General features: G+C 47.1%; 35 protein-coding genes and 3 tRNA genes. 36 read left to right on the forward strand and 2 right to left on the reverse strand.

Annotated elements, in window-relative coordinates:
* Nucleotides 1–1,113: 1,113 nt before the first annotated feature.
* From rpl3p to PLL47_RS11100, 25 genes are all read left to right on the forward strand, one after another.
* Complete coding sequence (gene rpl3p, locus PLL47_RS10980) at nucleotides 1,114–2,127, forward strand: 50S ribosomal protein L3 (RefSeq protein ID WP_324446246.1); 1,014 nt, start codon at nucleotides 1,114–1,116, stop codon at nucleotides 2,125–2,127.
* A 6-nt stretch (nucleotides 2,128–2,133) separates the two neighbouring features.
* Nucleotides 2,134–2,895 carry a 50S ribosomal protein L4 gene (gene rpl4p, locus PLL47_RS10985; protein ID WP_324446247.1) on the forward strand — a complete coding sequence of 254 codons (762 nt, stop codon included), beginning with the start codon at nucleotides 2,134–2,136 and terminating at the stop codon, nucleotides 2,893–2,895.
* Entirely contained in the window at nucleotides 2,892–3,140 is a 249-nt protein-coding gene (locus PLL47_RS10990) for a 50S ribosomal protein L23 (protein WP_324446248.1), read from the forward strand. Before rpl4p ends, PLL47_RS10990 begins: the two co-directional genes overlap by 4 nt.
* A 10-nt stretch (nucleotides 3,141–3,150) precedes the next feature.
* Nucleotides 3,151–3,867: a 50S ribosomal protein L2 gene (locus PLL47_RS10995; RefSeq protein ID WP_324446249.1), complete on the forward strand. Its 717-nt coding sequence runs from the start codon at nucleotides 3,151–3,153 to the stop codon at nucleotides 3,865–3,867.
* 15 nt (nucleotides 3,868–3,882) lie between these two features.
* Nucleotides 3,883–4,293: a 30S ribosomal protein S19 gene (locus tag PLL47_RS11000; RefSeq protein WP_324446250.1), complete on the forward strand. Its 411-nt coding sequence runs from the start codon at nucleotides 3,883–3,885 to the stop codon at nucleotides 4,291–4,293.
* 11 nt (nucleotides 4,294–4,304) lie between these two features.
* Nucleotides 4,305–4,760 carry a 50S ribosomal protein L22 gene (locus tag PLL47_RS11005; RefSeq protein WP_324446251.1) on the forward strand — a complete coding sequence of 152 codons (456 nt, stop codon included), beginning with the start codon at nucleotides 4,305–4,307 and terminating at the stop codon, nucleotides 4,758–4,760.
* Nucleotides 4,761–5,672, forward strand: coding sequence for a 30S ribosomal protein S3 (locus PLL47_RS11010; protein WP_324446252.1), 912 nt, complete (start codon nucleotides 4,761–4,763; stop codon nucleotides 5,670–5,672).
* Nucleotides 5,672–5,875, forward strand: a complete 204-nt coding sequence (gene rpmC / locus PLL47_RS11015) for a 50S ribosomal protein L29 (protein ID WP_324446253.1) — start codon at nucleotides 5,672–5,674, stop codon at nucleotides 5,873–5,875. The genes PLL47_RS11010 and rpmC overlap by 1 nt, the downstream gene beginning before the upstream one ends.
* The gene (gene rnp1 / locus PLL47_RS11020; protein ID WP_324446254.1) at nucleotides 5,865–6,197 is read left to right on the forward strand and encodes a ribonuclease P protein component 1; all 333 of its coding nucleotides are present in this window, start codon (nucleotides 5,865–5,867) and stop codon (nucleotides 6,195–6,197) included. The genes rpmC and rnp1 overlap by 11 nt, the downstream gene beginning before the upstream one ends.
* A gap of 4 nt (nucleotides 6,198–6,201) precedes the next feature.
* Nucleotides 6,202–6,531, forward strand: a complete 330-nt coding sequence (locus PLL47_RS11025; RefSeq protein ID WP_324446255.1) for a 30S ribosomal protein S17 — start codon at nucleotides 6,202–6,204, stop codon at nucleotides 6,529–6,531.
* On the forward strand, nucleotides 6,528–6,926 hold the full coding sequence (rpl14p, locus tag PLL47_RS11030) for a 50S ribosomal protein L14 (protein WP_324446256.1): 399 nt from the start codon (nucleotides 6,528–6,530) through the stop codon (nucleotides 6,924–6,926). The genes PLL47_RS11025 and rpl14p overlap by 4 nt, the downstream gene beginning before the upstream one ends.
* Before the next feature lie 10 nt (nucleotides 6,927–6,936).
* Nucleotides 6,937–7,287, forward strand: coding sequence for a 50S ribosomal protein L24 (rplX, locus tag PLL47_RS11035; protein ID WP_324446257.1), 351 nt, complete (start codon nucleotides 6,937–6,939; stop codon nucleotides 7,285–7,287).
* Between the two features lie 13 nt (nucleotides 7,288–7,300).
* Entirely contained in the window at nucleotides 7,301–8,008 is a 708-nt protein-coding gene (locus PLL47_RS11040) for a 30S ribosomal protein S4e (protein ID WP_324446258.1), read from the forward strand.
* Nucleotides 8,001–8,510: a 50S ribosomal protein L5 gene (locus tag PLL47_RS11045; RefSeq protein WP_324446259.1), complete on the forward strand. Its 510-nt coding sequence runs from the start codon at nucleotides 8,001–8,003 to the stop codon at nucleotides 8,508–8,510. Before PLL47_RS11040 ends, PLL47_RS11045 begins: the two co-directional genes overlap by 8 nt.
* Nucleotides 8,511–8,663, forward strand: coding sequence for a 30S ribosomal protein S14 (locus PLL47_RS11050; RefSeq protein WP_048141505.1), 153 nt, complete (start codon nucleotides 8,511–8,513; stop codon nucleotides 8,661–8,663).
* 10 nt (nucleotides 8,664–8,673) lie between these two features.
* Nucleotides 8,674–9,066, forward strand: a complete 393-nt coding sequence (locus PLL47_RS11055; protein ID WP_324446260.1) for a 30S ribosomal protein S8 — start codon at nucleotides 8,674–8,676, stop codon at nucleotides 9,064–9,066.
* A gap of 14 nt (nucleotides 9,067–9,080) precedes the next feature.
* A complete protein-coding gene (locus tag PLL47_RS11060; RefSeq protein ID WP_324446261.1) occupies nucleotides 9,081–9,611 on the forward strand; it encodes a 50S ribosomal protein L6 in 531 nt (176 codons plus the stop codon).
* Between the two features lie 11 nt (nucleotides 9,612–9,622).
* A complete protein-coding gene (locus PLL47_RS11065; protein WP_324446278.1) occupies nucleotides 9,623–10,054 on the forward strand; it encodes a 50S ribosomal protein L32e in 432 nt (143 codons plus the stop codon).
* A gap of 1 nt (nucleotide 10,055) precedes the next feature.
* Nucleotides 10,056–10,508 (forward strand): 50S ribosomal protein L19e, encoded by a 453-nt coding sequence (locus PLL47_RS11070; protein WP_324446262.1) that lies wholly within the window; start codon nucleotides 10,056–10,058, stop codon nucleotides 10,506–10,508.
* A gap of 16 nt (nucleotides 10,509–10,524) precedes the next feature.
* On the forward strand, nucleotides 10,525–11,049 hold the full coding sequence (locus tag PLL47_RS11075) for a 50S ribosomal protein L18 (RefSeq protein WP_324446263.1): 525 nt from the start codon (nucleotides 10,525–10,527) through the stop codon (nucleotides 11,047–11,049).
* A gap of 9 nt (nucleotides 11,050–11,058) precedes the next feature.
* Entirely contained in the window at nucleotides 11,059–11,688 is a 630-nt protein-coding gene (locus PLL47_RS11080) for a 30S ribosomal protein S5 (protein ID WP_324446264.1), read from the forward strand.
* 1 nt (nucleotide 11,689) lies between these two features.
* Nucleotides 11,690–12,151 (forward strand): 50S ribosomal protein L30, encoded by a 462-nt coding sequence (locus PLL47_RS11085; RefSeq protein ID WP_324446265.1) that lies wholly within the window; start codon nucleotides 11,690–11,692, stop codon nucleotides 12,149–12,151.
* A gap of 10 nt (nucleotides 12,152–12,161) precedes the next feature.
* Nucleotides 12,162–12,584 carry an uL15m family ribosomal protein gene (locus PLL47_RS11090; RefSeq protein WP_324446266.1) on the forward strand — a complete coding sequence of 141 codons (423 nt, stop codon included), beginning with the start codon at nucleotides 12,162–12,164 and terminating at the stop codon, nucleotides 12,582–12,584.
* Between the two features lie 142 nt (nucleotides 12,585–12,726).
* Nucleotides 12,727–14,202, forward strand: coding sequence for a preprotein translocase subunit SecY (secY, locus tag PLL47_RS11095; RefSeq protein ID WP_324446267.1), 1,476 nt, complete (start codon nucleotides 12,727–12,729; stop codon nucleotides 14,200–14,202).
* A 90-nt stretch (nucleotides 14,203–14,292) separates the two neighbouring features.
* Nucleotides 14,293–14,940, forward strand: coding sequence for an adenylate kinase (locus PLL47_RS11100; protein ID WP_324446268.1), 648 nt, complete (start codon nucleotides 14,293–14,295; stop codon nucleotides 14,938–14,940).
* 110 nt (nucleotides 14,941–15,050) lie between these two features.
* On the opposite strand, the gene PLL47_RS11105 is transcribed toward PLL47_RS11100, so the two are convergent.
* A complete protein-coding gene (locus PLL47_RS11105; protein ID WP_324446269.1) occupies nucleotides 15,051–15,173 on the reverse strand; it encodes a hypothetical protein in 123 nt (40 codons plus the stop codon).
* Between the two features lie 90 nt (nucleotides 15,174–15,263).
* Here PLL47_RS11105 and PLL47_RS11110 point away from each other — a divergent pair, with 90 nt between their 5' ends.
* Nucleotides 15,264–15,542, forward strand: coding sequence for a winged helix-turn-helix domain-containing protein (locus PLL47_RS11110; RefSeq protein ID WP_324446270.1), 279 nt, complete (start codon nucleotides 15,264–15,266; stop codon nucleotides 15,540–15,542).
* Between the two features lie 130 nt (nucleotides 15,543–15,672).
* Here the strand turns inward: PLL47_RS11110 and PLL47_RS11115 are convergent, their stop codons facing one another.
* Nucleotides 15,673–16,218, reverse strand: coding sequence for an LbetaH domain-containing protein (locus tag PLL47_RS11115; protein ID WP_324446271.1), 546 nt, complete (start codon nucleotides 16,216–16,218; stop codon nucleotides 15,673–15,675).
* Between the two features lie 531 nt (nucleotides 16,219–16,749).
* Here PLL47_RS11115 and PLL47_RS11120 point away from each other — a divergent pair.
* From PLL47_RS11120 to PLL47_RS11165, 10 genes are all read left to right on the forward strand, one after another.
* Nucleotides 16,750–17,370, forward strand: a complete 621-nt coding sequence (locus PLL47_RS11120) for a DUF106 domain-containing protein (protein WP_324446272.1) — start codon at nucleotides 16,750–16,752, stop codon at nucleotides 17,368–17,370.
* Nucleotides 17,370–17,912, forward strand: a complete 543-nt coding sequence (cmk, locus tag PLL47_RS11125) for a (d)CMP kinase (protein ID WP_324446273.1) — start codon at nucleotides 17,370–17,372, stop codon at nucleotides 17,910–17,912. Before PLL47_RS11120 ends, cmk begins: the two co-directional genes overlap by 1 nt.
* A 219-nt stretch (nucleotides 17,913–18,131) precedes the next feature.
* Complete coding sequence (locus PLL47_RS11130) at nucleotides 18,132–19,148, forward strand: RNA-guided pseudouridylation complex pseudouridine synthase subunit Cbf5 (protein ID WP_324446274.1); 1,017 nt, start codon at nucleotides 18,132–18,134, stop codon at nucleotides 19,146–19,148.
* 122 nt (nucleotides 19,149–19,270) lie between these two features.
* A tRNA-Ser gene (locus tag PLL47_RS11135) sits at nucleotides 19,271–19,353 on the forward strand.
* Nucleotides 19,354–19,633: 280 nt separating this feature from the next.
* The gene (locus tag PLL47_RS11140; protein ID WP_324446275.1) at nucleotides 19,634–20,122 is read left to right on the forward strand and encodes a 30S ribosomal protein S13; all 489 of its coding nucleotides are present in this window, start codon (nucleotides 19,634–19,636) and stop codon (nucleotides 20,120–20,122) included.
* A gap of 23 nt (nucleotides 20,123–20,145) precedes the next feature.
* The gene (locus tag PLL47_RS11145) at nucleotides 20,146–20,811 is read left to right on the forward strand and encodes a 30S ribosomal protein S4 (protein WP_324446276.1); all 666 of its coding nucleotides are present in this window, start codon (nucleotides 20,146–20,148) and stop codon (nucleotides 20,809–20,811) included.
* Between the two features lie 2 nt (nucleotides 20,812–20,813).
* Nucleotides 20,814–21,194 (forward strand): 30S ribosomal protein S11, encoded by a 381-nt coding sequence (locus PLL47_RS11150; protein ID WP_011034088.1) that lies wholly within the window; start codon nucleotides 20,814–20,816, stop codon nucleotides 21,192–21,194.
* An 85-nt stretch (nucleotides 21,195–21,279) separates the two neighbouring features.
* Nucleotides 21,280–22,080 carry a DNA-directed RNA polymerase subunit D gene (locus tag PLL47_RS11155; protein ID WP_324446277.1) on the forward strand — a complete coding sequence of 267 codons (801 nt, stop codon included), beginning with the start codon at nucleotides 21,280–21,282 and terminating at the stop codon, nucleotides 22,078–22,080.
* A 245-nt stretch (nucleotides 22,081–22,325) separates the two neighbouring features.
* Nucleotides 22,326–22,413, forward strand: a tRNA-Leu gene (locus tag PLL47_RS11160).
* A gap of 92 nt (nucleotides 22,414–22,505) precedes the next feature.
* Nucleotides 22,506–22,593: transfer RNA gene (locus PLL47_RS11165), tRNA-Leu, on the forward strand.
* The last annotated feature ends 266 nt before the right edge of the window (nucleotides 22,594–22,859 follow it).

A 22,859-nucleotide genomic window follows, 5' to 3' on the forward strand; every position in this document is an offset into this window, starting at 1 on the left:
AAAAAGCTTCTTTCTATCGACAAATTTCTTCAACATAATCAGGCATCTGATTTTAGTCGCGGCATATTCTGTGTTAAACAGTCCTTCATATGAAATGAATGCATTGACATGTTTTTTCACATTCATCCCGAAACTTATTTAAATAAGTTCTAATTGTGCCAGCAAATGAGAAGAATTCAGAGAACCAATTGCATTCTCTGTTTCCAGAGTTGTGGAAGAAATCTACAGGAAGTACGGTCTTTTTAACAGTTGCTGCCCTGAAAATGTCTGTTGTACTGAATGTATTATATAGGGATATAGGGCACTTCACACTATACATCCTGGAGGTTCAACAACCTTCAACTTTCAAGTTTACTTTATATTTTCTCTCCTGCCATTGATTCTTCTTTCTTATTTTTCCTCTTCCTCTGCAAAGGTTTTATATAATAGATATGCCCTTTAAAGGCAAAGTACATCAGAGATGTGAAGTTTCAGGCATTTATGCTTGAAGCGTTTAATCAGATCAATGTGATGCTTAATGCTAAACTCCCGGATATCTCCGGAAGTAAGGGCTTTCTGCCGTTTTTGCGGTTGAATTTCCTGCATTGAATATAAGCCAGTGAGAAAAGTCGGATCAACATGAGTGTCAAAGGGCCAATGCTTTGAAACGCCCGCTTTTGGCGCCGCGGAGGCGTCTAAAATCGCACGAAACTGTTTCAGTTTTTCGATGAGTTGCGGTTGCAGTTGCTGAATACTGAAGTTTCAAAATCAGATTAACTGAATAAGATATAAGGTTACTGAACACTGAAGTTTCAAAATCAGATAGCTATATGTTTCAAATCAGGGCCGAGTGCCTGGATTTGGGTCTGCCAGGATCGTAAGGTCGGTCCTTCAATCATAGTTTCCTGCAGAGGCAGGAACAGAAGGGAACCGAATATCTGCAGATGCCTGAAGGAATGTAGGGTACCGAGAGTACAGAACTCCGGTCTGCTCGAGGCTTTATGCCGGCAGGTCTGATGACATCCCTCCCCAGCCTGGTAGCGTTCGGGAAAATCCAGTGCATTTCTCTTTTGTCACTCCTATTGCTCCGACCGGAGGGACTGGCATTTCAATTGAAGTTTACGGAGTAGAAATATGGCAAGCATACACCGACCAAAACGAGGTTCCCTCGCATTCAGTCCGCGCAAGAGGGCTAAGAGCCACATTCCAAGGTTCAGAGCCTGGCCGGAAGCTACGGGCGAGCCAAAGCTGCAGAGTTTTGCAGGCTATAAGGTGGGTATGACCCACGTAATCATGGTTGATGATATAAAGAACAGCCTTACCCAGGGTATGGAGATCTCCGTGCCTGTGACTGTAATCGAAACTCCTGCAATAAGGGTCGCAGCCGTCAGGGCTTACTCAGAAGACAGCACCGGAGAAAAGGCAATCGCTGAGGTCTGGGCAGCAGACCTTGACCCTGAACTCAAGCGCAGGATCCCAATCCCTGCATCAGGCAACCAGGCTGAAGGTCTTGAAGCTATCGGAAAACTGATCGAAGAAGGCAGAGTAAGCGACATAAAGGCAGTCACCTACACCCTGCCAAAGAGCCTTACCGGTGTCCCTAAAAAGGTGCCGGACATCATGGAATCCGGAATCAGTGCAAAAGACCTCGGCACCAAATTCGAATATGCAAAATCAATCCTCGGTACCCTTGTCAGCGTCAAAGACGTTTTCAAGAACGGAACCGTTGTTGACACAGCCGCAATTACCATAGGTAAAGGTACCCAGGGTCCTGTAAAGCGCTGGGGCATCCAGCTCATGAAGGGCAAGCACTCCAGGCAGGGAAGCTTAAGGCAGATCGGTACCCTTGGTCCGTGGCATCCGGCTCACGTTTCCTGGAGAGTCCCGCAGATGGGTCAGATGGGATACCACCAGAGAACTGAATTTAACAAGCGCATCCTCAAGATCGGGTCCGACGGGTCAGAAGTCACTCCAGAAGGCGGGTTCCTTAACTACGGTCTCGTCCGCGGGGACTACGTGCTGATAAAAGGCAGTGTTCCTGGACCTTCCAAGAGGCTTATAAGGCTCAGAGACCCTATCAGGGCAAAGAAAGCCGACCTTGGCGAACCGAACATCCTGTACATAAGCAGGGAATCCAAGCAGGGGTAATCTAAGATGGCTACAGCAAAAACCATAGACCTCACAGGAAAAGCTGTTGGGGAAATCGAGCTCCCTGCAGTGTTTGATGTAGACTACCGCCCTGACCTCATTAAAAAGGCAGTGCTCGCAGCACAGGCAAACAGGCTTCAGCCCTACGGTCCCCGCCTCTACGCAGGTATGGAGACTTCCGCAAGAGGCTGGGGTTCTGGAAGAGGCGTATCCCACGTCCCAAGGCTCGTAAACAGCAGCAGAGCTGCAAGAGTCCCGCACGCAAAAGGCGGAAGAAGAGCCCACCCTCCAAAGCCGGAAGCTGACAGGAGCGAGAAAGTCAACACAAAAGAGCGCCGCTATGCAATCCGCTCTGCAATCGCAGCAACCAGAGATCCCACTCTCGTAAGCCTTAGAGGGCACATCTTTGAAGCTGAACTTCCGATTGTTGCAGTAAACGACCTTGAAAACCTTGAGAGGACAAAGCAGGTAATAGAGTTCCTCGAAGCTGCAGGTCTTTATGAAGACGTACTCAGGGCAAAATACGGAAGGCACATCAGAGCCGGTCGCGGAAAGCTCAGAGGCAGAAAATACAAGCACAAAAAGAGTGTCCTGATTGTTGCAGGAGAAGACTCACCTATCCTGAAGGCTGCAAGAAACCTTTCCGGAGTAGATGTCGTAACAGTAGACTCACTGAATGCCGAACTGCTCGCACCGGGTACTCACGCAGGTCGCCTTACTGTCTGGACAGAGTCTGCAATTGGAAAACTGGAGGGCGCATTCCAATGAGTTCTATCAATTATCCATTTGTTACTGAAAAAGCGATGATGCTGCTTGACGAAAACAAGCTTCAGTTCATCGTTGACACCAGGTCAAACAAAAAGCAGATCGTGGAAGATGTTGAGAAGATGTACGGGTTCAAAGTAAAATCCGTGCGGACCATGACCACAATGAAGGGTACAAAGAAAGCAGTCCTTGCCTTTGAAGAACCTGAAGCGGCACATGAGATTGCAACCCGGATAGGACTTATGTGAGGTGTGATCCATGGGTAAACGAATTATATCACAGAACAGGGGTAGAGGCACTCCAACCTACAGAGCTCCTTCTCACAAGTACAAGGCAGATCTCAGGCACCCCCGTGTGGATGAAAATACTTCAATCCAGGGAGAAGTAATCAACATCGAACACGACCCTGCCCGTTCAGCCCCTATAGCAAAAGTTGCCTTTGAAAACGGAGAGGAACTTTTCCTTCTTGCTTCCGAAGGTATTGCAGTAGGGAACATTATCGAATGCGGAGACGATGCCGAAGTAAAGCCGGGCAACATTGTGCCTATAGGAAATGTGCCTGAAGGTTTCTTCATCTGCAACATCGAATCCAAGCCAAACGACGGCGGCAAATTTGTCCGTTCCTCCGGAGTATATGCAACCGTTGTAACCCACGAGCCGAACAGGACTGCAGTGGCCATGCCCTCAGGCAACATAAAGTGGCTTAACCCCAAGTGCAGGGCAGTTGTCGGCATTGTTGCCGGCGGTGGCAGAGTTGACAGACCATGGCTCAAAGCCGGAAAAAAATACCACAAACTGAAAACAAGGGCTGCAAAGTATCCAAGGGCTTCAGGTATTGCCATGAACCCGCGTGACCACCCGTTCGGTGGAGGTGCCTGGAAACACCCGGGTAAGCCAACCACGGTTAGCAGGAATGCCCCGCCTGGAAGAAAGGTCGGACTGATTGCAGCAAGAAGGACCGGAATGAAGCGCTGATGAGGTGTATTCGTTATGGCAAAAAAAGCATCATCAAGGTTACCAAAGAGAAAGGGTGAGTATACCTACCGCGGGAAGACCGTCTCAGAACTTCAGGAGCTAAGCCTTGAAGAGTTTGCAGAACTTCTGCCTGCAAGAGAGCGCAGGAGCATCAAACGCGGGTTTACTGACGGGCAGAAAAAAGTCCTGCACGAGTTCAAGGAAGGAAAGAAAATCAGAACTCACCACAGGGACATGATTATTCTCCCCGAAATGATCGGAACAGCTATCGAAATCCACAACGGGAAAGAGTTTGTAAATGTAGAGCTCCAGCCTGAAATGATCGGGCACCGCTTCGGAGAATTCGCACCTACAAGAGCAAAAGTTAACCACGGCAGTGCTGGTGTGGGAGCAACCCGTTCAAGCAAGTTCGTACCGCTGAAATGAGGTGAAAGGGAATGGCAAGAATCAATTACTCAGTCAATGGAGACCCTGAAACAACCTCTAAAGCTATGGGTTCTGAACTTCACATTTCTCCCAAGAAGTCCCGTGAAGTCTGCTGCAAGATTAAGGGCATGAAAGCCTCAGAAGCAAGGAAGTTCCTCGAAGACGTAATTGCCATGAAGCAGGCAGTGCCCTTCAAGAGACACCATGAGGGAACCGGTCACAGGAAAGGTCCCATGGCTGCAGGAAGATATCCTATCAGCGCTTCAAAAGAGATCTTAAAGGTCCTTAAAAATGCAGAGAGCAATGCCGAGTACAAAGGTCTTGAACCTGCAAACATGTACATCATCCATGCTGCCGTTCAGCGCGGAAGAGTGATTCATGGGTTCATGCCAAGAGCCAGAGGAAGGGCAACGCCCAAAGATACAGAAACTGTAAATATCGAGATGATTCTCTCCGAGGTGCGCTAAATGGCAATAGAGAGAAAGTTCGTCAATGACGGGTATGTAAAAGCCTCCATGGACGAGTACTTTGCAGAACAGCTTAACAGAGCTGGATACGGCGGTATGGAGCTTAACAGGACCCCCATGGGCACTCAGATTATTATCTACTCCGAAAAGCCGGGGATGGTAATCGGGAAAGCCGGGAAGGTCATCAGAAAACTTACCCGTGACGTTGCAACAAAATACAACCTCGAAAACCCGCAGATTGACGCTCAGGAGGTCAAGAAGCCTGAACTCAATGCCCAGATGATGGCATCAAGGCTTGCAGCTTCCATTGAGAGGGGCTGGTACTTCAGAAAAGCCGGACACAACACCCTCAGGGCAGTCATGAACGCAGGCGCTCTTGGCTGTGAAGTCGTAATCTCCGGAAAGCTTACCGGAGCAAGGTCAAGAGTAGAAAAGTTCGTTGATGGATACATAAAGCACTCCGGACACCCTGTAGAAGAAGTCGTGGATGAAGGGTTTGCAGTAGCAATTAAAAAGCTCGGAACCCTTGGCTGCAAAGTAAGAATTATTCAGCCTGGCGTTATCCTGCCCGATTCATACAGAGTTAAGGAACCAGCCGAAGTTGCAGAACCTGCTGAAAAGCCTGCCGAGAAGCCGGCTGAGAAACCGGCAGCAGCTCCCAGAAAGGAAGCTGCAAAGGTAAAAGCTCCTGCACCTGCTCCTGCACCAGTAGAAGAAGTTGAAATTGCAGAGCCCGAAGAAGCTGAAGAAGTCCCGGTTGAGGCAGCCGAAGATTTTGAAGAAGCTGAACTTATCTACGTCGAAGGCTCTGAGGAAGTCCGCAGGCAGGTCAACGGTGTCTGGCAGCACAAGCATGAGGGCTATGACTACTGGCATCCCATGGCAAGAGTCCACAAGGAGGCTAAGGAATAATGGCAATTCTCAGGACCCGCGAAATCCGGACTATGTCACTTGAAGAACGGGCTGACGAACTCGAAAACCTGAATAATGAACTTGTAAGGGAAAGAGCCCTCACCTCAGCTGGTGGAGCTCCGGATAACCCTGGCAGGATCGGAGAAATCAGGAGAACGATTGCCCGGATAAAGACAATTCAGCATGAGCTAAATGAGATCTAAAGTGGAAATTCTGCCTTCGAATCTTATCTTTCATGAACTGATAGGGCTCGAGATCAAGGTGAGCAATTCCACCAATCCATCATTAATTGGAATCCGGGGCAGAGTAATCAACGAGACGAAAAATATGCTTGTGATAGAAAACTCAGAGTCCCGGGAACTGAAGATTCCCAAGGCGGATTCGGAATTTGTTTTCCGGATCCCTGCCGAGCTCTCAGAAAAAGGCCGCAGATCCGATATATTCGTTAAAATTCAGGGAAACCTGCTGCTCTCACAACCCGAAAATCGGATCAAGAACATTAAAAAGCTACGTAAATGGGGCTAAATTCATGGCAAGAGATATTGGATTAAATATACCGGCGCCATCAGAGGAATGTGACGATGCATACTGTCCCTTCCACGGAACACTTCCGGTAAGAGGTCAGATCCTTGTGGGTACCGTGGTCAGCAGCAAAATGGACAATACGGTAGTCATCGAAAGGCAATACATGAAATTGGTGTCGAAATATCAGAGATATGAAAAGAGACGCTCGAAGATTCATGCACATAACCCGGCCTGCATTTCCGCAAAAGTAGGTGACATTGTCACTATTGCAGAGTGCAGACCTATAAGCAAAACCAAATCCTACGTTGTCGTCAAAGCAGAGGTGCCAAAATGAAAGGCATACGCTCAAACATCCCAAGAGCACTCAATGCGGGTGCCCAGATTGCCTGCGTGGACAACACAGGGGCTAAAGTAGTAGAGATCATCTCTGTCAAAAAGTACAGAGGCGTCAAGAACAGAATGCCCTGCGCAGGAATTGGTGACATGTGCGTTGTGTCCGTAAAGAAAGGCACACCCGAAATGAGGAAACAGGTTCTCCTTGCAGTCGTGGTCCGCCAGAAGCAGGAGATTCGCCGTCCGGATGGTCTGCATGTCTCATTTGAAGACAATGCAATGGTAATCACGGACGAAGAAGGAATCCCCAAAGGCACTGACATAAAAGGACCTGTTGCCAGGGAAGTTGCCGAAAGGTACCCGAAGATCGGGACAACCGCATCCATTATTGTTTGAGGTGAATGCAATGGTATCCAAACAGCCCAGGAAACAGAGAAAGGCAAGATACACCGCACCTCTCCATATCAGGCAGAAATTCATGGGTGCAAGGCTCAGTGAAGCACTTGCCAAACAGTACGGCACAAGAAGTGCTGCAGTTATCACTGGCGACACAGTAAAGGTCATGCGCGGAGACTTCAAGGGCACTGAAGGAAAAGTCCAGTCCGTATCCCTTATGGACGGTACAATTGAAGTGGACGGAGTAATTTCCACAAAAGTGGACGGCACCGAAGTCCCAAGGCCCATTAACCCCTCCAATGTCATGATCACAAAACTGGAAATGAAAGACGGGCGCAGAGCGTCAAGCATTAAGAAGTGAGGCAGGTGATTTTGTGACACACCAGAAAAGATTATCAGTTCCTAAGAGCTGGAAGGTCGGGAAAAAAGGCAATAAGTGGATCTCCACCACTGTCCCTGGGCCTCACAGCCGGTCACGCAGTCTTCCGCTCGGACTCATAATTAGGGACATTCTCAAACTTGTTGACAACAACAGGGAAGGTAAAAGGATTCTCGTCGAAGGAAAAGTCCTTGTTGACGGAATTCCCAGGAAAGACCTCAGGTTCCCGGTAGGACTCTTTGATGTAATTACACTTCCACTCGTAAATGAAGCATACAGGATGCTACAGGATGAGAAGGGACGTCTTACCCTCCACAAGCTCAACGAAACTAACGTGAACAAGCTGTGCAGGATCAACAACAAGACAACCCTTAAGGGAGGAAAAGTACAGCTTAACCTCAATGACGGAACCAATATCCTCGGCTCTAACGAGTACGGGACAAAGGACTCTTTGATCCTTTCCATTCCTGACAAGCAGGTAGTTAAGCACCTGAAGTTTGAGGTCGGCAACCTTGCAATGGTTATAGGCGGCCAGCACTCAGGCGAAACCGGAAAGATTATGGAGATCAGGGAAGTTAAGAGTTCCAGGCACAACACAGTAATGATTTCCGGTGAAACCGATTTCGAAACAATCGAGGATTACGTAATCGTTATTGGCAAGGACAAACCTGAAATAAGGCTTGGCGGTGAGATACATGAGTAACCCCATGCGCACCCCTGTAGTTGAGAAAGTAATTGTCCACATGGGTGTTGGAGAAAGCGGTCAGCACCTTGTAAATGCCGAAGAAATCCTCCGGACCATCACAGGCCAGGAAGTCGTAAGGTGCTATGCCAAAAGGACTCTTCCTGCATTCTCAATCAAGAAGAATGAACCCATTGGATGCAAGGTAACCCTCAGGGGTCCGAAAGCCCATGAGTTCCTTGAAACCTCTTTAGGGATCATCGAAAAGACTCTGAGCAGGGCTCAGTTCGATTCTCTCGGAAATGTTTCTTTCGGAATTGAAGAACACACTGACTTTCCGGGCATGAGATACGACCCCAACATCGGAGTTTTCGGAATGGACGTAACCGTTGTACTCAAGCGCCCTGGAGACAGGATCTGCAAGAGGAGAATTGCAAAACGCAAGATCCCGACTGGCCACAGGGTCACAGTGGACGATGCGATCGCTTTCCTTAACGAAAGTTACGGCGTGGAGGTCATGTAAATGACAGATACAATAGACAAATCCGGAAGAGGAGTTAACCAGTGCAAGCGGTGCGGAAGAAAGCAGGGTCTTGTCCGCAAATACGACATCTACCTCTGCAGGCACTGCTTCAGGGAGATTGCCCACGAGATGGGCTTTGAGAAGTATTCTTAAGGTGATTTAAATGGTATTACTTGATCCTCTTGCAAACGCCCTTTCCACTATCAAAAATGCTGAAGCCATTGGGAAGAGCTCCTGTATTGTCAGGCCTGCTTCAAAGAACATAGGCAACGTCCTGAAGGTTATGCAGGATCTCGGCTACATTGGAGATTTCGAGTTTATCGACGATGGAAAAGCCGGAATCTACAGCGTTACCCTTGTGGGAAGAATTAACAAGTGCGGTGCAATTAAGCCGCGGTATTCAGTAGGAACAGCCAGCTTTGAACGCTGGGAAAAGCAGTTCCTGCCAGCAAAGAACTTTGGTGCCCTTATTATAACCACTTCAAGCGGTGTCATGTCCCAGTACGAGGCCCGTGATAAGAAGATCGGTGGGCAGCTTCTTGCTTATGTATACTGAGGAGGGAACAGGAAATGGTTAAGGAGATTGCAAGAACAATAGAGATTCCTGAAGGAGTTTCCGTCTCTCTCTCTCAGGATGTTTTTACTGCCAGGGGCTCCAAAGGAACTGTCGAAAGAAAGTTCTGGTACCCTGGAATCAGAATTGAAGTAAGGGAAGGCGAAGTAGTCGTGGATGCTGAGTCCTCAAGGAAGGAACAGAAAGCCATGGTAGGAACTTTTGCTTCCCATATCAAGAACCTGATGATAGGCGTAAGTGAAGGCTTTGAGTGCAAGATGACTATCGTGTACGCTCACTTCCCCATGCAGGTAAAAGTTGAAGGCAAAACCCTGGTTATCGGGAACTTCCTTGGAGAAAAGAAGCCAAGGGTAGCAAAAATACTTGGCGAGACAAAGGTAAAGGTAAGCGGGAATGAAGTCACCATTACCGGTATTAACAAGGAAGATGTCGGGCAGACTGCCGCGAACATAGAACAGAAGACCAAGATTAAGAGGTTCGATCCGAGGATCTTCCAGGATGGAATCTACATAGTGCAGAAGGCCTGAAGGTGGTTATGATGGCAGAAAACAACAAAGAAGGCACCACTGTTTCCCTTGATATGGATCCTGAATCCAGGCGTTTATTCAATGTGAGAAAGGTTCTCAAAGGAAAGAAGCCCCAGTTCAAGAGAGCTTGCAGCCACAAGTTCAAAAAACTTGATGATAACTGGAGACGCCCGAGAGGTGGCCAGAGCAAACAGCGCACAAAGTATGTTTCAAAAGGTGCTCTTGCTCAGGTAGGGTACGGAAGCCCTGCAGCAGTTAAAGGCCTGCACCCGTCGGGTTATTCTGATGTTCTTATTTCCAGCATTGCGGAGCTTGAGCTTGTTGACCCGTCTTTCGAAGCTATCAGAATCGCAGCAAAGATAGGCGCAAAAAAGAAAGCTATTATTATTGCAAAAGCCGAAGAAGCCGGGATTAAAGTCCTGAACCCTGGAAGGAGTGAGTAAAATGTCAGACCTGGCCAACCAGAGAAGACTGGCTTCTAAAGTTCTTGGATGCGGGCTTGACAGGGTATGGCTTAACCCCGAAGCCTCCGAAGAAATCGCTTCCGCAATTACAAGAGAAGATATCCGCGGACTCATTGAGAAAGGTACCATTAAGGCAAAGCCTGTAAGAGGAGTTAGCAGAGGCAGAGCCAGAGCTCTTGCTGCCAAGCGCAAATACGGGCACTGCAAGGGGCATGGTTCCAGAAAGGGTAAGAAAGGAGCCCGTACTCCCAGCAAGGAACTGTGGATGAAAAAGATCAGGGCTCTCAGAAGAAGGCTCAAGGAGCTGCGTGCAGAAGGAGCACTTGAAAAGTCAGTGTACTGCAGACTCTACAGAAAGGCAAAAGGCGGAGAATACAGAAGCGTTTCCCACCTTAACTCCCACCTTGAGTCCGAAAAACTATTAAAGAAATAACCTGGAGGAGCTGAAGATGGCAACAGGACCAAGATATAAGGTTCCTTTTAGAAGAAGAAGAGAAGGACGCACTAACTACCACCTCCGCCTTAAATTGTTACTTTCAAGGCAGGACCGCGTGGTTGTCAGAAAGAGTGCAAGAAACGTTCAGATCCAGTTAATAGCTCCAACCCCTGAAGGGGACATAACATACTCATCAGCCGTTTCAAGTGAACTTGCAAAGTACGGTTACACAGGAGCTACCGGAAACACTACGGCTGCATATCTTACAGGGCTCTTATTCGGGCTGAAGAGTTTGCAGAAGGGCTATGAAGGAGGCATTCTGGACATAGGTCTCCAGGCTTCCTCTGCAGGTTCAAGAGTTTACGCTGCCCTGAAAGGGATTGTAGACTCAGGCTTTGAAATTCCGCACAGCCCTGAAGTGTTCCCATCGGACGAGAGGATCCGCGGAGAGCACATAGCCGAATATAGAGAAGAGAGCTCAGACCTGCCAGAGCAGTTTGAAGCAACCAAAGAGAAAATCTTTGCTGAATTTAGTTAAGGTGATTAAATGGCATTCGATCAAGATTGGGTCCCGAAAACCAGGCTTGGAAAACTCGTCGTTGAAGGACAGGTTGCTTCCATGGATGAAGCAATCAAATCAGGCCTGCCTATTAGAGAACCCCAGATAATTGATATGCTGCTTCCTGACCTGGAAGATGAGGTTCTCGACATTAACATGGTCCAGAGGATGACTGACTCCGGCCGCCGTGTTAAGTTCAGAGCAACCGTAATCGTAGGTAACAGAAACGGCTATGTAGGGCTCGGACAGGCAAAAGATGTACAGGTCGGGCCTGCTATCCGCAAGGCAATCGACGCTGCAAAGCTCAACATTACCTATATCCGCAGAGGATGCGGTTCCTGGGAATGCGCCTGCGGTCTGCCGCACACCGTACCTTACGAGGTTACCGGAAAGGCAGGTAGTGTAAGTGTTACTCTCATCCCTGCCCCAAGAGGTCTCGGGATTGCCGCAGGTAACACTGCAACCAAAGTGCTTGAAAAAGCCGGGATTAAAGATGTGTGGACCAAGACCTTCGGGACAACCAGGTCTACCCTCAACTTCGCAAAGGCTACCTATGACGCCCTTAACCAGGTCAACGTTATAAGGCTGCCTGTGTACTACGGTAAGGAGGAAATCTGAGATGTATGCCGTTGTGAGACTGAGAGGTCAGGTCAACGTTCGCTATACCATCGAGGACACAATGAAGATGCTCCGCCTGCACAAAGTTAACCACTGCGTGTTTGTTCCGGAAGATCCTCACTACAGGGGTATGGTCCAGAAAGTAAAGGACTATGTTGCATACGGCAAAGTCGATGCAAAGACCCTTGCAGAGGTCCTTGAAAACCGTGGAAGGCTTGAAGGCGACACTCGCCTCACAGAAGAATATATCCGTGAAAACACGGATTATGATTCCATCCAGGCCTTTGCCGAAGCAGTTGTTGAGGGAAAAGCCTCCCTTAAGGATGTCCCCAAACTGAAGCCTGTTTTCAGGCTTCACCCGCCCAGAAAAGGGCATGCAGGGATTAAGAGGACAGTCCAGCAGGGCGGCGTGCTCGGAAACCACGGTGAAGATATCAATGTGCTCCTGCACAAGATGAGATAAGGTGGTTTAAATGGATATTAAGAAGTTCAGAGGGTCCAGAACCTGCGGAGGAGGGACCCATAAAAACAGGCGTGGAGCCGGAAACCGCGGAGGCCGTGGAAAAGCCGGTGGCTGCAAACACCACTTTGTAAGAGCTATGATGCGTGGGTACAGCTACGGAAAGCACGGTTTCAAGCGCCCTGATGAAGTTTCAAAGGACGTTTCCATAGTAAATGTTGGAGAGCTCGACGAACTTGCTCCCTATCTTGTTGAAGAAGGGCTTGCAGAAGTCAAGGACGGAGCGTACCACATTAACCTTGCAAACCTCGGAATAGAGAAGGTTCTTGGAAGCGGACGTGTAACAAAGAACCTTGTGGTTACTTCAGAGGAGTTTTCCGCCTCTGCCCGCGAAAAAATCGAAAATGCTGGCGGAAGCTGCATCGATGCAGAATAAGTAGGTCATTCTGATCCTACTTATTTCATTCTTTTAGTAACTTTTTATATTAGATGTGCTATATACCATTTATCTTATACGGTAAAAGCATAATCTAATATTTAAAATAGTAAAAAAATTTATGTTTTGAATGGTGTAATCGATGACTCTCAGGGATACCTTAGAACCGTTTTTTAATAAGTTACCTGCAGTAGCAAGTCCGGAAAAACATGTCCACTTTAAAGATAAACTCTGGTGGACTCTGGGAGTTCTGGTGCTGTACTTTGCTCTTGCAAATGTGCCGCTCTTTGGAATGTCTCAGGATTCTGTTGACCTTTTTGAATCATATCGTGCCTTCTTTGCCGGGGCATCGGGATCTTTAGTCCTCCTCGGTATAGGGCCAATTGTTACGGCTTCCATTGTCCTGCAGCTTCTTGTCGGGGCAGATATTATAAAAATGGACCTTTCGGACCCCAGGGATCAGGCTTTTTTTCAGGGAGCTCAGAAGTTTCTTGTCTTTGTCATGATCATTCTGGAGGCCCTACCGCAGCTTCTTGGTGGATATATCCAGCCGGATCCGGGGCTTGCTTCTACTCTTGGTGTAGGCCTGGGAGTGATCACTTTACTGCTCCTTGTCCAGATCTTTATTGGAGGCGCTCTGGTTCTCTTCATGGATGAAGTTGTCTCCAAATGGGGCATCGGGTCAGGAGTCGGGCTTTTCATAGTTGCGGGAATCTCCCAGCAGATCGTTACAGGAATCTTTAACTGGCAAATGGAAAATGGGCTTCCGGTAGGACTCATTCCTAAATGGATCTATATATTCCAGAATACCGAGATGGACTACCTCTTATCCGGTGAAGGCCTGATATTTGCACTGGTCAGTGGAGGAATTCTTGCTCTCCTGAGCACGGTTACTATCTTCCTGCTTGTGGTGTATGTGGAGAGTACAAGAATAGAAATCCCTCTCGCTCACAGTGCAGTTAGAGGGGCAAGGGGCCGCTTCCCTGTTAAGCTTATATACGCATCAGTCCTGCCCATGATTCTTGTCAGGGCTCTTCAGGCTAACATCCAGATGGTCGGGATCATCCTTGCTGGCAGAGGGGTTACCTTCCTCGGAGAATTCAGTGGCTCAACTCCACTGAATGGGATTATGTACTATCTGTCTCCAATAAACAGCCCCTATGACTGGATTCCGTCTCTCGTACAGCAGTCATTTGCAGGCTATGGGGCAACTGCTCCGGCTACGTGGCAGATTGCACTGCATGTCTTTATAGATGCTATGTTTCTGATTGCAGGAGGAATTATCTTTGCTCTCTTCTGGATAGAGACCACAGGCATGGGTGCTAAACAGACAGCCCAGAAGATCTTCAACTCAGGTATGCAGATCCCGGGTTTCAGGCGGAACATAAGCAGCATTGAAAAGGTCATGCAGCGCTACATCCCAAAGGTTACCGTAATAGGCGGCGCTTTCATTGGATTACTTACCCTGATAGCAAGCCTGCTTGGTACTCTTGGAAGTGCTGGAGGTACAGGGCTTTTGCTGACTGTAAGTATCGTGTACCGTCTGTATGAAGACATAGCTTCCGAACAGATGATGGAAATGCACCCGATGATCCGTTCCTTCTTCGGGGAGCAGTAAAGTCTGATAAACCTTTAAATGCAGGGCTAACTGAACATAGATCAGTAAAGGAAAACAATCAAATAAAAGGACACAAAAAGGGATCTTCGAATGAATATAATACTCTTCGGGCCCCCGGGTGCTGGCAAAGGTACCCAGGCCAAAAAACTGGTTGATTTCTACGGAATCCCACAGATTTCCACAGGGGATATCCTGCGGGCAAACGTTAGGGAAGGAACAGAACTGGGGCTTGCAGCCAAAGCATACATGGACAAGGGAGAACTTGTTCCTGACAAGGTGCTTATCGGCATTATTAAAAACCGTCTGAAAGAGGCAGACTGCAAAAAGGGTTTTATTCTTGACGGATACCCGAGGACTATCCCTCAGGCTGATGCCCTGGAAGTAATCCTTGATGAAATTGAAAAGCCGATTGATGTTGTCCTCAACCTTGAGGTTCCTGATGAGGAGCTTGTAGGGAGAATAAGCGGGCGCCTTATGTGCAAATGCGGGGCAAGCTACCACACTGTTTCAAACCCGCCAAAGAAAGGCAATGTCTGCGACATATGCGGCGCCGAGGTTTTCCAGCGCGCCGACGATAAAGCAGAAGCTGTCCAGAACCGTCTGGATGTCTACAAAAAACAGACCCAGCCGCTTATCAATTACTATAAAGAAAAGGGCATACTTGTCACTCTTGACGGCACAAAGGACATAGATGTGGTTTTTAAGGATATTAAGGCAATTCTGGCAAAGTTTGCCTGAATTCCTTTTCCTTTTTCTTTTGTTTTTATTCTTTTTTTGTTTCCCTGATTCTGTTTTTATCTTCTTTACCCTTGACTCTGTTCTTACTTTTTCAGCTCTTTATTTTTTCATCAGCAGTTATTTAATTTCAGATTGTATGCTTTTCTGGTTAGCCGCTGCACCCTGTGATCCAGCCCGTCTTTGAGTGCTGTTCTTTTACACCTGTCCAGATGCTTTAATCGTCTCTTTACCATATGGTTTTTCGCATGACATAATGATTAAATTTTAAATATTATGTGACTTCTTATCTCAATAGGAAGCTTTTACTGGAGAATCTGACTTACATGACTGAAAATTCAATGGATGAACTGACAAAGTGGGTCATCAGCGTTGACCGCCGCCTGATACTGATGGAATCCATGAAAAGGCACACTGCGGTAAGGGCTTCGGATATCGCTCATGAAGTAAACAGGTCCACGCAAAATATCAGCCGCGCTTTAAAAGAGCTTGAGGACAGGGATTTAATCGAATGCCTGACCCCTGAGAAAACGACCTGGAAAAAATACATGCTTACGGATAAAGGAAAAAAGGTTCTGGATAAACTGGAGGGAAAATATCTTTAATTCTTTCAGTACTCTTCTGCTCCGGACTTCCCCCTTTCTTTCTCCATAATATTTCTGAGAATATTTTCCGGTCTTCTCTGAATGTCTCTCAGTGTTTTTAACATCTTAAAAAGGCAGTCTGATTCTATTTTTAACCCTCTTCTACGAGTTTTATGTAGCCTTCCACAAGGTCAATATTGGCACTGACTACTGATCTTTTAAACTCGGTCATGTCTTTTGTGGCATCCTCAAGAGCATCTGAACAGTCCTGACTGGTGATTACAGTCCCGTCAGGTACCATCCTTCCTGAGGAAATATCTACTCCCCTGACTATGGATTTATGGAGGACAAGTGTATCTCTCCCTATGCTGCAGTCAAATACCACTGATCCGAAGCCTATGAAACAGCCTTCTCCAATCCTGCAGGGTCCATGTACAATGCAGCCGTGAGCAAGAGAGGTGTTTTTGCCTATAAGGACCTCAGAGTGTGAAACGGCGTGAACAACAACATTGTCCTGTACATTGCTGCCGCTGTGAACGGTTATGGATGATCCTGGTTCGTCTGCCCTGAGGACTGCATTTGGGCCTACGAATACATTATCTGCAATACTTACATTTCCGATTATCACTGCGGTTTCGGATATCCACGCTTTTTTGCTGACCTTTGGGTGCTGTTTGTGGGGATTTGGAAGATGCATTTTTAAACTCCTGCTTGATGCCTGGAAATGTTTCGTTAGATTTTTTGCTTCCTGGTCTTTCAGGTTAGACTCTTTGTTCCAGGGCCTCAAATCTTTTTATGATAAATTATGAGAATTTATTTAAAGCTATGTTTTGATCAGTTGCATCTTAAACAAGGTCAATATCTTCCTTTACTGAAAATGAAGAATGTACTTTCAAGGCAGGAATTGAGAAGTAATAATTTTCACAACAAAACTAAGGTAAGGCATTTGCAGCCTGAGCCTTCACAACATTTCCGAATAGTATAACTTATATATACATCGAAACTTATTAACCACAAAAACCTGTGGCAAGTCTTGGAATAGCTCATGCTGTTGAGCTGATTCATTGACCGGTTCATAGCAATTCATGATTGGTATTATGGCTAATTTATTATCTTCTCAAGCTTATCGTTACTGAACTCATTTTCAGGATTTTGTTCAGTCAAGCTTATCACTCTCTCGTTTGCAACAATTAAATTAGATTTATTGAACCTTAATGGTGAGGACAACTTGGTTTCAGAGACATTTAAAAAGCAAATTGACCGGTTCCTGCTGGCTTTTGGTTTTTCTCTTATGTTCGGGATAATGCTCCTTGGACAGGAGTTCAGGCAGGCTGTAGGAGAACTGGTAGGGATTTTAATGGATCCTGTTCTTGCTCTGGTCGGACAGGAAAATTTCCATCTGATTCTTTTTGTAATGGCCGCTATCACTGCCACTTATGCATCTCTTATCCAGAAGTATACTATCGACTGGGATCTGATGAGAAACACTCAGGAGCGCATGAAGGTTTTCCAGAAAGAGTTCAGGGAGGCACAGCTTTCCCAGAATACCTATATGCTGAAAAAGCTTGAAGACCAGCGCAAAGAGATGATGGAAGACCAGATGAAGATGTCCAAGCAGCAGTTCAAGCCCATGGCTTATATCAGCATTATCTCTCTGCCTCTTTTCATGTGGGCTTATTATTTCATTAGCGGGCACGGCTCAGCTACCATGGTCTTTCCCTTCTGGGGCGAGCAGCTGCTTACTTCTAAGGCTTTCGGTCCTTTCCAGCACTGGATCTACTGGTACTTTATCTCCTCTCTCGGAGTTAGCCAGATTATCAGGAAGGCTCTTAATATTGGTGGTGTCTGATGCAGATCACAGTGAGCGGGCTTCCAGGAAGCGGGACCACTACTATCTCAAGGCTCCTTGCTGAATGCTATGACCTTGAGCTGGTTTCTTCGGGGGAAATTTTCCGAAAGATGGCAAAGGAGAGAGGAATGAGCCTGGCTGAATTCGGAGCCCTGGCTGAGAGAGATCCTTCCATTGACCTTGAAATTGATAAAAACCAGAAATCTATCATTCACAGCCGGGAGAATATAATTCTTGAAAGCCGGCTTGCGGGTCATATGGCTCAGGGGAGACCCAATGTGCTAAAAGTCTGGATAAAAGCCCCGATTTTGACCCGGGTGAAACGTATCCAGAAGCGTGAGAAATCGGTCTCGTTTGACGATGAACTGAAAAAAACTGTTGAAAGAGAAAAGTCCGAAGCCTTCAGGTACAAAAACTATTATGGGATTGATATTACAGATCTATCAATCTACGACATTGTTATCGATTCTGAAAAATGGAACCAGTACCAGACCCTTGATATTCTCAGGATAGCTATTGATGCTCTTGTCGGGCCGGAGTAATTTTTTCACCAGCCCGACAGTTTTATGGGATGCTTATTGAAGCAGGTTTTCAAAATCAAGCGCGGGGTTTTATCTAATGAGCCCCGATATTATTTGATATCTGTACAGAAATCTATGCTTTTTGCTGGATTTTTTGAAATTGGAGGCTCCGTATTCACAGATTTCCAGTACATATCATTAACTGAATCACAATCATAACCCAGGAGTTTTGAATAAACCATGTCATCCGCCGGTAAACTGCCATCAGAAGTTGAACGAACCCTTGTCCGGAAGTCCGGCGCCTGGACAAATCCAGCCTACGGCTGTCCTCCGGAAAAGCGCCCTATCCTTGAATATATCGAAAAAGGAGTGGTAAATGTTGACAAGCCAAGCGGACCTACAAGCCACGAGGTTGCAGCCTGGGTAAAAGCCATCCTCGGCGTACATACGGCAGGGCACGCGGGTTCTCTTGACCCAAAGGTTACAGGGCTTCTGCCTACGCTGCTCGGAAAAGCCACCCTTGCCGTACCAGCCCTGCGCCTCTCCGGAAAAGAGTATGTCTGCCATCTGAAGCTTCACAGGGCTATGCCTCAAAAACTGGTCCGCCAGGTCTGTGAGGAATTTACGGGTCCAATTTACCAGATGCCTCCTATAAAATCCGCTGTTAAACGGGTCATAAGAGTGAGGACAATCTATTATATCGAAGTGCTTGAGATCGAAGGCACATCTGTTCTCTTCCGTGTTGGGTGTGAAGCAGGGACTTATATCCGGAAACTCTGCCACGACATAGGGCTTGCTCTGGGTTGCGGCGGGCATATGCAGGGACTCCGCAGGACCAAGGCAGGTCCGTTCACGGAAAAAACTCTTGTTACTCTCCACGAACTGAAGGATGCCTATGTATTCTGGAAGGAGGACGGGGACGAATCCGAGCTGAGAAGGGTTATAAAGCCGATGGAATCTGCCGTGTCCCACCTCCCCAAAATTATCCTGCGGGACAGTGCGGTGGATGCGGTCTGTTCAGGCGCTTCCCTTGCAGTTCCGGGTATTACCTCTCTTGATTCCAGTCTGGCTAAAGGAGAACTTACAGGACTCTTTACTTTAAAAGGGGAGCTTGTTGCACTTGCAAAGGCAGAAATGACCACTGAGGAGATCCTCAAAGCTTCTTCTGGCATTGCAGCTTCTCCTATCCGCGTGCTTATGGAAGCGGGAACTTATCCGAAGGGCTGGACTAAAAAAGAAGAAAAGGTTCAGCTCTAACCTTTTAAATTCTTTCCTGTTACCTTCAAAGTTCTTTCTTCTCTCTTTTTCCTGATACATTCCTAGAATAAGATTTATATATCACTATTCCGTTATGGTATAAGTCGTGCCATACGCTCTGTGCCGAGGTAGTCTAGTGGTAGGGCGCAAGCCTGGAAAGCTTGTGGGGCCTGGCTCCTCGGGAGTTCGAATCTCCCCCTCGGCGTCATGTTTTCCTTATTTTTATGTCGTATAAATTTTTCAGCGTTTCTTCAGATATTTCTTGATTAGTTCAATTATTTTCCACTCTATTTCTGTACCCTCTCATACAGGTTTTCAGTCCTTCCGGGTATTCGTTTTCAGTTGGGGGCGGAAGCAGATATCCTTATATACTGGCAGTTGCATGTAAAGAAACTCATCAGTATATGCTGTAATGAAGCTCCTTTTGAGAGCTGCTCCTGAGTTTTTCGCGTATTCTTTAAGGGTATTCGGTCAGGGGCTACAGGATGCTGTATGCACTCCAATGGAGGAAGTATATGGTAGAAGAAAACAATAACGAAGAACTAAGGCATCTTGTTCGGATTATGAATACCGACCTGCAGGGGGCAAAGCCCGTACAGTATGCTCTTACAGGTCTTCCCGGAATCGGGAGGCGCACTGCAATCCTTATTGCAAAGGGCGCAGGTGTTGATCCCACTGCTACACTTGGGTACCTTCCGGATGAGGAAGTAGCCAAAATCGACGCTGCAATCGGAAGATTCGAAGAAATCGTCCCTACCTGGATGCTTAACAGACAGAAAGACCTTACCACCGGACAGGACAAGCACCTGCTCGGAACAGATATCGTACTCACCTTCAGGGAAGACATTAACAACCTGAAGAAGGTCCGTGCCTACAGAGGACTCAGGCACGAGAGAGGCCTTAAGGTCAGAGGACAGAGGACAAAATCCACAGGCCGCCGCGGATCTACTGTCGGTGTGAGCAGGAAGAAGTAATTTTTCGGTTAAGGTGATTTGAAATGGCATATCCAGGTAAGAAAAGTAAAAGCTATGAGACTCCCAAGCACCCCTGGCAGGAAGCCAGGATGGCTACTGAAGTCCAGCTTGTAAAGGCATACGGCCTCAGGAACAAAAAGGAAGTCTGGAGAGCAGCCAGTATGCTCAGGATGTACAGGTCCGAAGCCAGAAAACTTCTTGCAAACGTCGCTTCCGGGCAGGAAGGAGGGCTTGAAGGGCACTACAGGACCCAGTCTGAAGAAATTCTTGCCAAGCTCATCCGCTACGGCATTATAAAACCTGACGCTAACATTGATGACATTCTCTCTTTAAAGACTGAAAATATCCTTGAAAGGAGACTTCAGACTCAGGTTCTCCGCCTCGGTCTTGCCAGAACTGTTATTCAGGCACGTCAGTTCATCACACACGGCCACATCGCAATTAACGGAAGAAAAGCCACAATTCCGGGAATGCTGGTTTCAAAGGAAGACGAGATGCACATAGGGTACTATGGTAGCTCCCCTCTCGTGAGTGAGTCCCACCCTGAAAGGCCTGTCCAGGTCGCATCTTTTCTTGCAGACAGCGCAACAACCCTTAAAGCTGCTGCTGAGGCAAAGCAGTCAAGGGAAAAGCCTGCTGAAAGAGGCGGTGCTGCCGGCGGTAAGAAGAAGAGAGGCGGGAGGAAGTAAATATGGCAGATATGAAATGGGCTGTAGCTCACATCAAATCCTCATTTAACAACACAATCATTACAGTAACCGATATTACCGGGGCTGAAACCATTGCCAAGTCCTCTGGTGGTATGGTTGTAAAGGCTGCAAGGGACGAAAGTTCACCTTACACTGCCATGCAGATGGCAGGCCAGCTTGCTGACCAGCTCAGGGACAAGGGCATCAACGGCATTCACATCCGTGTAAGAGCTCCCGGAGGAAACAAGCAGAGAAGCCCTGGGCCAGGTGCACAGGCTGCAATCAGAGCTTTTGCAAGAGCAGGCATCCGCATCGGCAGGATTGAGGACGTCACTCCTGTCCCGCACGATGGTACCCGTCCGAAAGGCGGAAGGCGTGTATAAAAATAATGTATAAAAAGAACTATTCAGAGAATTCTCTAAAATTCTCTTTTTTTTATGTATTCAAAATTCAGGGGAATTAAGGTATATGACGATGGAAGTAGACATTCTGGAGTTATCGGACAGATCTGCAAAGTTTGTACTGTCCAGGGTAAGCACGGCTTTTGCTAATGGCATCCGGCGTGCCATGGTCGCTGATGTACCCACTCTTGCAATCGAGTATGTAAACCTTTACGACAACACCTCCGTGCTCTATGATGAACAGCTGGCTCTTCGTCTCTCCTTAATCCCGCTTGTAACGGATATAGAGACGTATATGCCTCAGGCCGAATGTGAGGTCTGCGGAGGGGAAGGCTGCCCTGCATGTGAGGTTTCTTTAACCCTCAGTGCAGAAGGGCCTGGAACTGTTTATTCGCGTGACCTTATCTCTTCTGACCCCAAGATCCAGCCGGCAGATCCTAACATTCCGATTGTTGAGCTGAAGAAGGGACAGAAGCTTGTGCTTGAGGCTATCGCCCATATGGGCTACGGCAGAGACAGCGTAAAATGGCAGGCAGGCGTTGCTTGCGGCTACAAAAACGTACCTGTTATAAGCATTGAGAACTGTGATGCCTGCGGGCACTGTGCAGCAGAATGCCCCAAAAGCATTATCAGGGTTGAAGAAGCAGGAGCAAGGATTGCCGAGGAGGATGTTATAAAATGTTCCTTCTGCAAGCTCTGTGAACAGGCATGTGACATTAACGCCATAAAAGTGTCCTTTTCCGAAAATGCTTTTGTTTTTACCATGGAGTCCGATGGTTCATATACAGCCAAAGATCTTGTTCTTAATGCTGCAAACGTGGTTAAAGGCAAGGCTGAAGATCTGATAGCAATTCTGGATCAGCTCTGAACCCAGGTTAATCCCGGGTTCAAACTAATTTTTTCGGAGCCATCTTTCTTTTCGGCGACGGAAATCTCTCTGTCCTGAGGATTTTCTTTTACCCGGCTACTTCAGGAGCTGTTTTCTTTTGCTGAATGATCTTCTGGAAATTATTGTCAGCGTCCCTCCTGACTCGAAACGTTTATATATTATCCACGATATTGTGAGGGAGTGCAAGGCGCAAGGCGCGCCGGAATTTAACAGAAATACACGATGCGAGGGTTGCCCAGCCAGGTCAAAGGCGCTAGGTTGAGGGCCTAGTTTCGTAGGAATTCGTGCGTTCGAATCGCACCCCTCGCACCAGATTTCTTATGGCTCTAACTTTGAATTCGATTCATTTTCCAGAAAATTTTATAAAACAGTTCTTCAATTCCATTTATTTGTTTCATCGAAGTGCGAGGGTTGCCCAGCCAGGTCAAAGGCGCTAGGTTGAGGGCCTAGTTTCGTAGGAATTCGTGCGTTCGAATCGCACCCCTCGCACCAAGCTTTTTTCATAATCCGTAGAAAGCTTATACTTCTATTTTTCATCGCTCCTTTTCTTTTTATCAGCCTAATTGTTTTATTTTAAGTCCTGAAATTAATGGGAATGTAAATTTGGATGTTTAAAACATCCGGTTTTTTAGTACAGAGATTGGTTTAAGAGCGTGCTTGGGTATACCAAAGACCAAAAACTTGTTTTGTATTATTTTGTAGATTGTAACTGTTCAGAGTATAGTTAACGGCGCTCCTATAAGCGCCGCACGAATTCC

The organism is Methanosarcina sp. (assembly GCF_035390745.1).
In the GTDB taxonomy this organism is placed as follows: Archaea; Halobacteriota; Methanosarcinia; order Methanosarcinales; family Methanosarcinaceae; genus Methanosarcina.